Origin of the sequence: Bacillus pumilus (assembly GCF_003431975.1) — a bacterium.
Taxonomy (GTDB): Bacteria; Bacillota; Bacilli; order Bacillales; family Bacillaceae; genus Bacillus; species Bacillus pumilus_N.
Genome location: NZ_CP027116.1, coordinates 114,157 through 125,071, shown reverse-complemented (window position 1 = coordinate 125,071; position 10,915 = coordinate 114,157). Strand labels below are relative to the sequence as shown.

Annotated in this window: 15 protein-coding genes and 2 other annotated features; all 15 genes read right to left on the bottom strand. The window is 41.0% G+C overall.

From position 1 onward, the window contains the following. Positions 1-235: 235 nt before the first annotated feature. The 15 genes from C5695_RS00685 to gltX all read right to left on the bottom strand — a co-directional run bounded on the left by C5695_RS00685 (position 236) and on the right by gltX (position 10,859). Positions 236-841, bottom strand: coding sequence for a class I SAM-dependent methyltransferase (locus C5695_RS00685; RefSeq protein WP_117728260.1), 606 nt, complete (start codon positions 839-841; stop codon positions 236-238). A 96-nt stretch (positions 842-937) separates the two neighbouring features. Then, positions 938-1,303, bottom strand: coding sequence for a 50S ribosomal protein L7/L12 (gene rplL / locus C5695_RS00680; protein ID WP_117728257.1), 366 nt, complete (start codon positions 1,301-1,303; stop codon positions 938-940). 42 nt (positions 1,304-1,345) lie between these two features. Then, positions 1,346-1,846, bottom strand: a complete 501-nt coding sequence (gene rplJ / locus C5695_RS00675) for a 50S ribosomal protein L10 (RefSeq protein ID WP_041084739.1) — start codon at positions 1,844-1,846, stop codon at positions 1,346-1,348. Between the two features lie 69 nt (positions 1,847-1,915). Further along, positions 1,916-2,056: a sequence feature (ribosomal protein L10 leader region), on the bottom strand. Positions 2,057-2,104: 48 nt separating this feature from the next. Then, positions 2,105-2,803: a 50S ribosomal protein L1 gene (gene rplA, locus C5695_RS00670; RefSeq protein ID WP_007496292.1), complete on the bottom strand. Its 699-nt coding sequence runs from the start codon at positions 2,801-2,803 to the stop codon at positions 2,105-2,107. A 99-nt stretch (positions 2,804-2,902) separates the two neighbouring features. Further along, positions 2,903-3,328 carry a 50S ribosomal protein L11 gene (rplK, locus tag C5695_RS00665; protein ID WP_003216956.1) on the bottom strand — a complete coding sequence of 142 codons (426 nt, stop codon included), beginning with the start codon at positions 3,326-3,328 and terminating at the stop codon, positions 2,903-2,905. Between the two features lie 171 nt (positions 3,329-3,499). Beyond that, complete coding sequence (nusG, locus tag C5695_RS00660) at positions 3,500-4,033, bottom strand: transcription termination/antitermination protein NusG (protein ID WP_003217197.1); 534 nt, start codon at positions 4,031-4,033, stop codon at positions 3,500-3,502. 171 nt (positions 4,034-4,204) lie between these two features. Continuing rightward, positions 4,205-4,381 (bottom strand): preprotein translocase subunit SecE, encoded by a 177-nt coding sequence (gene secE, locus C5695_RS00655; RefSeq protein WP_008345422.1) that lies wholly within the window; start codon positions 4,379-4,381, stop codon positions 4,205-4,207. A gap of 34 nt (positions 4,382-4,415) precedes the next feature. Beyond that, positions 4,416-4,565, bottom strand: coding sequence for a 50S ribosomal protein L33 (gene rpmG, locus C5695_RS00650; protein WP_008356502.1), 150 nt, complete (start codon positions 4,563-4,565; stop codon positions 4,416-4,418). 76 nt (positions 4,566-4,641) lie between these two features. Further along, on the bottom strand, positions 4,642-5,298 hold the full coding sequence (gene sigH, locus C5695_RS00645) for an RNA polymerase sporulation sigma factor SigH (protein ID WP_008345424.1): 657 nt from the start codon (positions 5,296-5,298) through the stop codon (positions 4,642-4,644). Positions 5,299-5,361: 63 nt separating this feature from the next. Continuing rightward, complete coding sequence (gene rae1, locus C5695_RS00640) at positions 5,362-5,874, bottom strand: ribosome-dependent mRNA decay endonuclease Rae1/YacP (protein ID WP_117728255.1); 513 nt, start codon at positions 5,872-5,874, stop codon at positions 5,362-5,364. 2 nt (positions 5,875-5,876) lie between these two features. Continuing rightward, positions 5,877-6,626 (bottom strand): 23S rRNA (guanosine(2251)-2'-O)-methyltransferase RlmB, encoded by a 750-nt coding sequence (rlmB, locus tag C5695_RS00635; protein WP_117728253.1) that lies wholly within the window; start codon positions 6,624-6,626, stop codon positions 5,877-5,879. Then, entirely contained in the window at positions 6,610-7,041 is a 432-nt protein-coding gene (locus C5695_RS00630; protein WP_117728250.1) for a Mini-ribonuclease 3, read from the bottom strand. The genes rlmB and C5695_RS00630 overlap by 17 nt, the downstream gene beginning before the upstream one ends. A gap of 3 nt (positions 7,042-7,044) precedes the next feature. Beyond that, positions 7,045-8,445: a cysteine--tRNA ligase gene (gene cysS / locus C5695_RS00625; RefSeq protein ID WP_117728248.1), complete on the bottom strand. Its 1,401-nt coding sequence runs from the start codon at positions 8,443-8,445 to the stop codon at positions 7,045-7,047. Continuing rightward, positions 8,442-9,095 (bottom strand): serine O-acetyltransferase, encoded by a 654-nt coding sequence (gene cysE, locus C5695_RS00620; protein WP_117732957.1) that lies wholly within the window; start codon positions 9,093-9,095, stop codon positions 8,442-8,444. The genes cysS and cysE overlap by 4 nt, the downstream gene beginning before the upstream one ends. A gap of 81 nt (positions 9,096-9,176) precedes the next feature. Beyond that, positions 9,177-9,408, bottom strand: a binding site (T-box leader). Beyond that, positions 9,408-10,859, bottom strand: a complete 1,452-nt coding sequence (gltX, locus tag C5695_RS00615) for a glutamate--tRNA ligase (RefSeq protein WP_117728246.1) — start codon at positions 10,857-10,859, stop codon at positions 9,408-9,410. (Overlaps the previous feature by 1 nt.) Positions 10,860-10,915: the final 56 nt, after the last annotated feature.

The window sequence follows — 10,915 nt, the reverse complement described above, 5'->3', positions numbered from 1 at the left end:
TGCGTATTATATGTGTAAAAAGTATTTCAGCCTTTCAAATGTCAGTAAAGAAATACTTTTACAAGACAAAAGAAAAAAGGGTTTCTAAAATAAGAAAACCACATCCAAAAACAAATACCGATTTTATTAGTTTTCCCAAGTATGCATAATTTATACAAAATAGTTGTTTTTTAAGCCTATCAAGCAAAATATACACATTGGCATTTTATAATGTTAACACAGCTAGGAAACTGCGTCAAACTTTTTTAGCTTTGATAATATAGTAGCCCTTTTTTTTCAATACTACCTCGACTTCTCCAAAAAGCTGCTCTAATTTCTCAATCGCAGATGGTCCACCTTGCTTTTTCTGAATAACCACCCACAACTCACCTTCCGGCAATAAATGATCAGCACTTTTTTCAAAGATCGCATGTACAACTTTCTTCCCTGCCCGTATCGGGGGATTGGTCAGTATAGAGGCAAAAGCAGCTGATGAATGAACATTCGAGAACAAATCACTTTGATAGATGCGGATATTATCAATGCGATTATGTTTAGCGTTTTCCTTTGAAAGTTCGACTGCTCTTTCGTTCACATCAATCATATGAATGGTGCGGCCCGTCATTTCGTTTGCTAACGATAAGCCGATCGGTCCATAACCGCAACCGACATCCAAGACATCGCCATCCAAGTCAGGTTCTTCAAAAGCTTCAATTAAAAGCCTTGAACCAAAGTCGACTTCTTTCTTAGAAAACACTCCACTGTCACTTGTAAAAGTAAAGGTACGGTTTCTCAAGGTGAAGTCCCATGTCTGTTTATTGCTTTTCACTGATGGCTTTTCCGTATAATAGTGGTCACTCATGGTGAATGGACCTCCTCTGGATTCAATCGTTTCAGGAGATTAGAAAAGAAAAAGCCCGCCAGTAAAAGCGAGCTTTCCCAAAAGATTAGGCGAAGATTACTTAACTTCTACAGAAGCGCCAACTTCTTCAAGCTTAGCTTTAAGTTCTTCAGCTTCTTCTTTAGCAATACCTTCTTTAAGTGGTTTTGGAGTGTTGTCAACAAGTTCTTTAGCTTCTTTCAAGCCAAGACCAGTGATTTCACGAACCACTTTGATAACTTTGATTTTTTGGTCTCCAGCACCAGCAAGTACTAGATCAAAATCAGTTTTCTCTTCAGCAGCGCCACCAGCAGCAGCAGCTACAGCTACAGGAGCAGCAGCAGTTACGCCAAATTCTTCTTCGATTGCTTTTACTAAGTCGTTTAATTCAAGTACAGTTGCTTCTTTAACTGAAGCAATAATTTCTTCGATATTTAAAGCCATTTGTAATTCCTCCATTTTAAGTTTTTTTACGTGAAGTACGCATTAAGCGCCTTGTTCTTCTTTTTGTTCTGCAACTGCTTTAGTAGCAAGAGCAAGGTTACGAACTGGAGCTTGAAGAACGCTAAGCAACATAGAAAGTAAGCCTTCGCGAGACGGAAGTTCCGCAAGAGCCTTCACTTCTTCTACAGTCGCTACGTTTCCTTCGATAACGCCAGCTTTGATTTCTAAAGCTTCGTGGCTTTTCGCAAATTCGTTGATGATTTTCGCAGGTGCGATAACATCTTCGTTACTGAATGCGATAGCGTTTGGACCTGTTAAGAAATCGTTTAAACCCGTTAGTTCAACTTGTTCAACTGCACGGCGAGTCAAAGTATTTTTGTAAACTTTGAATTCTACGCCAGCTTCACGAAGTTGTTTACGAAGTTCAGTCACTTCAGAAACTGAAAGACCACGGTAATCTACAATTACAGTAGACATACTGTCTTTAAATTTAGAAGTAATTTCATCAACGACAACTTTTTTAGTATCGATTGCATTGCTCATGGTTACACCTCCTGTACATTCTTTGTGTAACACTTATACCGATCAGGCCATCACGTTCCTAACGAACGGTTCTCCATATAAAAAGCCTCCATTAAGACATGGAGGCTGTATATACAAGCATACGTTAACGTAAGACTGTGACATATACACCTCGGCGGGTTAATTAAGCCATAAGGCCCCTGCTGTCTACGGTATAAATGGACATATTCTATTTTACAACATTTTGATATTATCAAAATGATTGTGATAAGTCAAGATTTATTTTGCAGAGAAAGAAGATGGATCCACTTTCACGCCAGGGCCCATAGTAGATGTAACAGAAACGTTTTTCACGTATACACCTTTAGCCGCTGCAGGTTTTGCTTTAAGGATTGTGTCATAGATTGTTGCAAAGTTCTCAACAAGCTTTTCGTCCTCGAAAGAAACCTTTCCGATTGGCGCGTGGATGTTACCAGCTTTATCAACGCGGTATTCTACTTTACCAGCTTTGATTTCATTGATTGCTTTTTCTACTTCGAATGTAACAGTTCCTGTTTTAGGGTTTGGCATAAGACCTTTTGGTCCAAGTACACGACCGATCTTACCAACTTCACCCATCATGTCAGGTGTCGCAACGATTACATCGAATTCGAACCAGCCTTGTTGGATTTTAGTGATGTAATCAGAATCTCCAACATAGTCTGCTCCAGCAGCTTCTGCTTCTTTCGCTTTTTCGCCTTTAGCGAACACAAGAACGCGTTGAGTTTTACCAGTTCCGTTAGGAAGTACAACTGCACCGCGGATTTGTTGATCGTTTTTACGAGGGTCTACACCCAAACGAAAAGCAACTTCTACAGTCGCATCAAATTTCGCTGTATTTGCTTTTTTTGTAAGAGAAACAGCTTCAGCTACATCATACGCTTTAGTACGTTCGATCAGCTTAGCAGCTTCTACATACTTTTTACCTTTTTTAGCCATTATAAAAATCCTCCTTATGTGGTTTTAGCGGAATAACCTCCCACGAATAAGGGTTGCGAACTTGTCAAAACCAAACTCGCAACCCAACAAGACAAAAAATTAATCTTCGATGACAATACCCATACTGCGTGCAGTACCTTCAACCATACGCATAGCTGATTCAACGCTAGCAGCGTTTAAGTCAGGCATTTTTGTTTCCGCGATTTCGCGTACTTTATCACGCTTAACAGTTGCCACTTTATTACGGTTAGGTTCACCAGAACCAGACTCAATACCAGCTGCTTTTTTAAGTAAAACTGCAGCAGGTGGAGTTTTAGTAATAAATGTAAATGAACGGTCTTCAAAAACCGAAATTTCAACAGGAATGATAAGACCAGCTTGGTCAGCTGTACGAGCGTTAAACTCCTTACAGAATCCCATGATATTAACACCGGCTTGACCTAGTGCAGGTCCAACTGGTGGAGCTGGGTTAGCTTTTCCAGCAGGAATTTGCAATTTAACAACTTTTACTACTTTTTTAGCCACGAGACACACCTCCTTAAAGTCCGTGATGTGGTAATAGGGGAATCCCCCTCCCACTCAACAACTTCATTCTTTATATGAATGACGAAATAACTAGCTAGCGATCTTGAGCGAACTCAAGACGTACCTTTGCTATATTACCACTTCTATACACTCATTTCAAGCTCTTTTGAATTACAATTTATCGATCTGCGTGAACTCAAGTTCCACAGGTGTTTCTCTACCAAACATATTAACGAATACTTTGACTTTGCTTTTATCGTAATCAATCTCTTCTATAGAGCCAGTGAAGTTAGCAAATGGTCCGTCGATGACCTTGACTGTTTCTTTCAATTCAAAGTCAATTTCTGTTTTGCGTTCTTCAAGACCCATTCTCTTCAGAATGGTTTCGGCTTCGCCTGGCAGCAGCGCAGTCGGCTTTGAGCCTGATCCAGCTGATCCAACGAACCCTGTCACACCTGGTGTATTACGAACAACATACCAAGAGTCGTCAGTCATCACGATTTCCACTAGGACATAGCCAGGGAATACTTTCTTTTTGACGACTTTTTTCTTACCATTTTTAATATCCGTTTCTTCTTCTTCTGGTACGACGACACGGAAGATTTTATCCTGCATGCCCATTGATTCAACACGCTTTTCTAAGTTTGCTTTTACTTTGTTTTCATAGCCAGAGTACGTATGCACAACATACCAATTCTTTTCCATTTTCGTTCAGGACTATTCAGTCCTTCCCTCCCCACATTTCGTAATGTCTATTTGACGAATCTCGAGTACCGGTAAATATTTTCAAGCAATTGAAAAAACCCGTAAAACGGGTTTTTTGGCAAGTCATATTATGATCTATTATAGCACGTTCAGCAGACCATTATTCAAGTATTAATGAATTAATTCGATTAATTGTGAGATTCCTATATCAAGAAAAGAGAAAAAGATTGCAAAGAATACGACTGTTAAAATAACAGTGATCGTGTAGCGGACCATTTCGTTTTTCTTTGGCCAGCTGACCTTTTTCATTTCTTTCCCGACACTTTTTAAGAAACTGATAATACGCATGTAAAAGACCTCCACAGATTAAAGAACGCAAATCTTACTTCGTTTCTAAATGTGTTTTATGTGAATTACAAGTCTTGCAATATTTCTTAACTTCTAATCTTTCAGCTGCTGAAGCAACACTTTTCATTGTCGTATAATTACGGCTTCCGCAGTCTTTACAGGCTAGAGTAATCTTTTTCCTCATATTTACACCTATTTTCTCGACATCATTTCCTTAGTACCTTATCACAGTGTCGAAAAAGCTGTCAATATAGGTTTGATTACAGACTAATCTCGCGAAGCTCTAAATATTTCTCTAATTTTCTCTTTACTCTTTGGAGTGCGTTATCAATTGATTTCACATGACGGTTTAAATCTTCAGAAATCTCTTGATAGGATCTGCCATCAAGATAAAGCACAAGCACCTTTCTTTCCAGCTCGCTTAGTAGTTCACCCATTTTCATTTCGATATCATCAAATTCTTCTTTGCTAATGATTAAATCTTCTGGGTTAAGCGCTTTAGCACCGGAAATGACGTCCAACAATGTTCTGTCCGATTCTTCGTCATATATTGGCTTGTCTAATGATACATAGGAATTTAACGGGATGTGTTTTTGGCGAGTAGCTGTTTTGATTGCGGTGATAATTTGGCGGGTAATACATAATTCTGCAAAAGCCTTAAATGAAGTAAGCTTGTCCTCTCTGAAATCGCGGATAGACTTATAAAGTCCGATCATCCCCTCTTGGACAATGTCCTCGCGATCCGCTCCAATCAAGAAATAAGATCTTGCTTTCGCACGTACAAAATTGCGGTATTTCGTTATTAAATAATCTAGCGCATCACTATCTCCGACATGAACCCTTTCAATGACTTGTTCATCTTCCAACTGGCAAAATTGCTCTCTGATGGACTTACCCTTGCTGTTGTTTAGATTCACTTCGATCCCCCCGACCGCACCTAGATAGAAATATTATACATTATTGGTTGAAATATCGTCAAGCTAATCCAGATTTCCCCGCCGCCATTTTTCAAACGTTTTCAATACATCTTCTGACAATTCAATCTTAGATACTGGTTTATCAGAAGTAATCTTTTTGACTCTCGTCTCAATCTTTCGTTCTATCACTTCAATCTCTCTTAAAAGCTCCCGAGCCGACTTCCGAAGAGCTCCCTGTCCAAAAATTGCCCACTGTTCTGTGAAGTCTGAGGTCGCCACATGAATTTGTGTCCGAATATTATTCAAATCCTGCGCCAGCTTTTCAATCCGCTCATCAGCTGTTTCATTTTCTCTTGTAAAGATGACCTCTACTCGGTGGTTGATCCGCTTTTTTTCAATTCCTTTGACCATATGGGCATCGAATACGACAATGACTCGATACCCTGTGTATGCTTGATATTCTGCTAAATTTTGAATCAGTACGTCTCTGGCTTCTTCAAAGCTGTTTTCCTTTAAGTGCTGCAGCCTAGGCCATGCACCTATCATGTTGTATCCATCGACTAAGAGGATATCCATCTCTATTCTCCTAACGGATAACGTTTTCGATACACTTCATACATCAATAGACCAGCGGCAACTGATGCGTTTAACGACGTAACCTTCCCGGCCATAGGCAGCTTAATTAGAAAATCACACTTTTCCTTGATCAATCGACCAATCCCTTTTCCTTCACTGCCGATCACAAGAGCAAGCGGCATTGTGCCATCAAATTGTCTGTAATCCTGTTTAGCAGACGCATCTGTTCCCGCGACCCAGATTCCTCTTTCTTTCATCTCATCAAGAGCTCTTGAAAGATTGGTCACTTTGGCAACAGGAATATGTTCAATTGCCCCAGTGGAAGCTTTGGCAACGGTTGTCGTTAGGCCGACCGCTCTCCTTTTCGGAATGACAATCCCATGTGCACCTACAGCATCTGCCGTACGCATAATGGATCCTAAATTATGCGGGTCTTCAATTTCATCTAAAATAAGAAAAAATGGATGTTCATTCCGCTTTTCGGCGATTTGATACAGATCGTCCAACTCTGCATATTCATATGCCGCTACTTGTGCAACGATTCCCTGGTGCTGACCTGTTACCATTTGATCAAGCTTTTTCCTCGGAACATACTGAATGGTGATATTTTGCTTTTTAGCGAGTTCAATGACCTGCTGGGCTTGTCCTTTTACAGTGTTTTCTGCCATCCAGAGCTTGTATAACTCCCGATCTGACTTCAGTGTCTCAATCACTGCATTTTTCCCAATCACATAATCATGTTGCTGACTCATTTGTCTTCCTCCCTGACGTTCCGATTTCAATCGCCTGACTAATCAGCTCTTCTAAGCGTTCGTCCTGCTTTTCAATAAATAAATAACCCATGAGCGCTTCAATCGCCGTACTATAACGATACGTTTGAACGTCTGTGTTTTTAGGCACTGTGCCTGATTTCGCATTTCTTCCTCTTTTCAGCACCGCTTCTTCTGCTTCAGTGAAAAAGCCTTGCTGCTGAAGCGTAAACAAAATAGCCGCCTGAGATTTAGCTGACACAATCTTACTAGCTCGCTTGTGCAGTTCGTTTGGTTTTGTCGCCCCCGTTTGGAGGAGGTGATGCCTTACATAGACTTCAAAAATGGCATCACCCATATAAGCAAGTGCAAGTCCGTTCAACTGCTTACCGTCTTTCACCTTTTCAAAATTCAGCATGACCTATTCTCCTCTTTTCCAACGAGTACCTTGAGGAGTGTCCTCTAATACAATATTCATGCTCTTTAACTGGTCACGAATTTGATCAGACAGCGCAAAGTCACGATTTCTTCTAGCCTCATTGCGTTTTTCAATTAACGCTTCTACTTCTTCGTCAAGCGTATGCTTTTCTGCTAATGAGAAGCCAAGAACAGACGTGATTTCTTGGAATAAGCCAATAAACGCATTGATCACTTCCTCCGAAGTATGATCATTTTCCATATAATAATTCGACTGTTTCGCTAGTTCGAATAAAACAGAGATCGCATTTGCCGTATTGAAGTCATCATTCATTTCAGAAATAAATGTCGCACGCTGCTCATCAATCTTCGCTAGCCATTCAGCATTGTCTTCAGTAATATTCGTGCTGCTCTCAAGGCGATGATGTAAATTAGCATACGACGTTTTGAGCCTGTTAAACGCACTCTTTGTACTCTCTAGTAAATCCATGGAGTAGTTAATTGGATGACGATAGTGAACCGACAACATAAAGAAGCGAAGTACATCAGGATCTTGTTCTTTTACAATGTCATGTACGAGTACAAAATTGCCAAGTGATTTTGACATTTTCTCATTCTCAATATTAATATACCCGTTATGCATCCAATACTTCGCAAAAGGTTTCCCTGTCAAAGCCTCAGATTGAGCAATTTCATTCTCATGGTGAGGGAATGTTAAATCCTGTCCGCCGGCATGAATATCAATCGTATCACCTAAATATTTTTTGACCATGGCTGAGCACTCGATGTGCCAACCCGGGCGTCCTTCTCCCCACGGGCTATCCCATGAGATCTCTTGATCCTTTGCAGCCTTCCATAGAGCAAAATCTAGTGCATCTCGTTTCTTCTCACCTACACGAATACGAGCACCTGTCTTCAGCTCATCAATCGACTGGTGAGAAAGCTTTCCGTAGCCTTCAAATGAGCGTGTACTGTAATACACGTCACCATCTGCTTCATAGGCGTAGCCTTTTTCAATCAATGTCGCAATAAACGCAATGATATCATCCATATTTTCCGTCACTCGCGGGTGAAGGTCTGCTTTTTTGCAGCCTAGTGCACTGACGTCTTCAAAGTAGGCTTGGATAAAGCGGTCAGCAATCGTCGGAACATCTTCTCCGAGTTCATTGGCTGCTTTGATAAGTTTATCATCCACATCTGTAAAGTTTGAGACAAAATTCACATCATAGCCGCTGTATTCTAAATACTTACGTACAGTGTCATAAACAATAGCAGGTCTTGCATTCCCGATATGAATGTAGTTATAAACGGTAGGTCCACACACATACATCTTGACCTTTCCTGGTTCAAGCGGGATGAATTCTTCCTTCTTACGTGTCAATGTATTATAAATATTGATTGTCATGATTGTTCTTCCTTTCTGCTCAATGAAGCCAGCTCACCTTTTAGCTTTTCCATTTCTCGTTCCAATTCTTTGAAACGATCGGAAATTGGATCTGGCAAATCTTGATGATTGAGATCACGATTGATTTTCTTTCCATTTTGAACGACGACTCGCCCGGGTATACCAACAACGGTGGAATGGTCGGGTACATTCTTTAACACGACCGACCCTGCACCAATCTTGGCCCCTTTTCCAACTGTGATGGAACCAAGCACCTTTGCACCTGTCGCAATAAGGGCATCGTCTAAAATGGTTGGGTGCCGCTTTCCCTTTTCTTTCCCTGTTCCCCCTAATGTCACGCCTTGGAAAACAGTGACGTTGTCTCCAATTTCACATGTTTCCCCAATCACCACTCCCATGCCGTGGTCAATGAAGAAGCGCCTTCCAATGGTTGCCGCAGGGTGAATCTCCACCCCTGTAAAAAATCGGCTGACCTGAGAAATGATCCGCGCAAGAAAAAATAGCTTCCGCTTATAAAATGCGTGCGCGATACGATGTGCCCAAATCGCATGAAGCCCTGAATAGGTTAGCACTACTTCAATATAGCTTCTAGCAGCAGGATCTTGATCAAACACAGTATCAATATCTTCTTTCAGCATTTTGAAAAACACATGCTCCCCCCGTTCTTCCCCATCAATCTCTCTTAGGACTTGCTCTCTTTTTTGGACAAATAAAAAACGCCTCTGCCATATGACAGAGACGTTTTGAAAACGCGGTTCCACTCTGTTTAGAATGCCCCTATTTTGCAGCCTTCTCAACTTAATCCCATAACGGAGGGTACCGCCCTTGCATACTAACGTACTTGTGTTCCTCAAGGGTCTTGAGGGTGCATTTCCAACGTCTGCCCATAAGTCTCTTTCAGCCGGTGAAGACTCTTTCTGTGATGGACGAAAACATTGTACTTCTCCCTCGCAACGATTTCCTTATATTTGCTTAATGCGGTTTAGTACCGTTTCTTTACCTAGTAGTTCAATACTTTGCGGAAGTTCCGGGCCATGCGTTTGTCCTGTGACAGCCACACGAATTGGCATGAATAGTTTCTTGCCTTTATGCCCTGTTTCTTTTTGTACCGCTTTAATAGCAGCCTTGATTTCATCTGGAGTGAAAGACTCAAGTCGTTCAAGCTGACCAGCGAACGATGACATAACTTCTGGTACTTGCTCCTCTGCTAAAACTTCCTTCGCCTCTTGATTATACTCAATTTGCTCCTTAAAGAACAACTCTGTCAACTCAACAATTTCTGCTCCATAGCTTAATTGTTCGTGATACAGAGAAATAAGCTTGCGTACCCACGTGTTTTCTTCGTCTGACAGCTGCTCGCTTACCTTGCCTGCCTTTTGAAGATGCGGAAGTGTTAACGCAACAACCTGATCAAGATCAAGTGCCTTCACGTATTGGTTATTCACCCATTTTAGTTTATGCATATCGAATAGAGCTGGTGACTTAGAAAGTCGGTTTACATCGAAAATGTCGATGAATTGCTCTTTTGTAAATAGTTCTTCTTCGCCGACTGGAGACCATCCAAGTAGAGCAATGAAGTTGAACAAGGCTTCTGGTAAATAGCCCAAGTTTTTATATTGCTCGATGAATTGAATAATGGATTCATCACGTTTACTTAATTTTTTACGGTTTTCGTTCACAATTAGCGTCATATGTCCGAATAGTGGGACGTCCCAGCCAAATGCATTGAAGATCATGATTTGTTTAGGCGTATTCGAAATGTGATCTTCTCCGCGAAGAATGTGAGTCATTTTCATCAAATGATCATCCACTGCTACAGCGAAATTATAAGTTGGCGTGCCATCTTTTTTCACAATAACAAAGTCACCGATGCCGTCTGTTTCAAATGAAATATCACCTTTGACCATGTCGTCAAATTTGATAATTTCTCCTTTTGGTACTCGGAAGCGGATGCTTGGCTCTCTTCCTTCAGCAATCAGCTTGTCCTCTTCTTCCTTTGATAAATGACTACATTTACCAGAATATCGAGGCATTTCACTGCGGGCAATTTGTGCTTCTCGCTCTTCCTCTAGTTCTTCAGCCGTACAATAGCACTTATATGCCAAATCTTTCTCTAGCAGCTCGTCATAATATTTTTTGTAAATATCATTACGTTCTGATTGTCTGTAAGGACCGTAGCCGCCATCTTTATCAATGCTCTCATCCCAATCAATACCGAGCCATTGCAGGTGGCGAAGCTGACTTTCTTCTCCGCCCTCTACATTACGCTTTTGATCCGTATCTTCGATTCGAATAATAAATTTGCCGCCTTGGCTGCGGGCGAACAAATAGTTGAAAAGAGCCGTTCTAGCATTCCCAATATGTAAATGACCAGTTGGACTCGGTGCATAACGAACACGCACTTCATTTCCCATGAGTTTAACTTCCTTTCATCTGCATCATGTTGTCTGACACCAATTTTTTATAAACG

What these genes read in the sequence shown, in the direction of transcription:
- rplA (WP_007496292.1), bottom strand. Translation starts at nt 2,803, where the DNA reads ATGGCTAAAAAAGGTAAAAAGTATGTAGAAGCTGCTAAGCTGATCGAA.
- C5695_RS00685 (WP_117728260.1), bottom strand. Translation starts at nt 841, where the DNA reads ATGAGTGACCACTATTATACGGAAAAGCCATCAGTGAAAAGCAATAAA.
- rae1 (WP_117728255.1), bottom strand. Translation starts at nt 5,874, where the DNA reads ATGGATATCCTCTTAGTCGATGGATACAACATGATAGGTGCATGGCCT.
- rplJ (WP_041084739.1), bottom strand. Translation starts at nt 1,846, where the DNA reads ATGAGCAATGCAATCGATACTAAAAAAGTTGTCGTTGATGAAATTACT.
- cysS (WP_117728248.1), bottom strand. Translation starts at nt 8,445, where the DNA reads ATGACAATCAATATTTATAATACATTGACACGTAAGAAGGAAGAATTC.
- rlmB (WP_117728253.1), bottom strand. Translation starts at nt 6,626, where the DNA reads ATGAGTCAGCAACATGATTATGTGATTGGGAAAAATGCAGTGATTGAG.
- C5695_RS00630 (WP_117728250.1), bottom strand. Translation starts at nt 7,041, where the DNA reads ATGCTGAATTTTGAAAAGGTGAAAGACGGTAAGCAGTTGAACGGACTT.
- secE (WP_008345422.1), bottom strand. Translation starts at nt 4,381, where the DNA reads ATGCGTATTATCAGTTTCTTAAAAAGTGTCGGGAAAGAAATGAAAAAG.
- nusG (WP_003217197.1), bottom strand. Translation starts at nt 4,033, where the DNA reads ATGGAAAAGAATTGGTATGTTGTGCATACGTACTCTGGCTATGAAAAC.
- gltX (WP_117728246.1), bottom strand. Translation starts at nt 10,859, where the DNA reads ATGGGAAATGAAGTGCGTGTTCGTTATGCACCGAGTCCAACTGGTCAT.
- rplL (WP_117728257.1), bottom strand. Translation starts at nt 1,303, where the DNA reads ATGGCTTTAAATATCGAAGAAATTATTGCTTCAGTTAAAGAAGCAACT.
- rpmG (WP_008356502.1), bottom strand. Translation starts at nt 4,565, where the DNA reads ATGAGGAAAAAGATTACTCTAGCCTGTAAAGACTGCGGAAGCCGTAAT.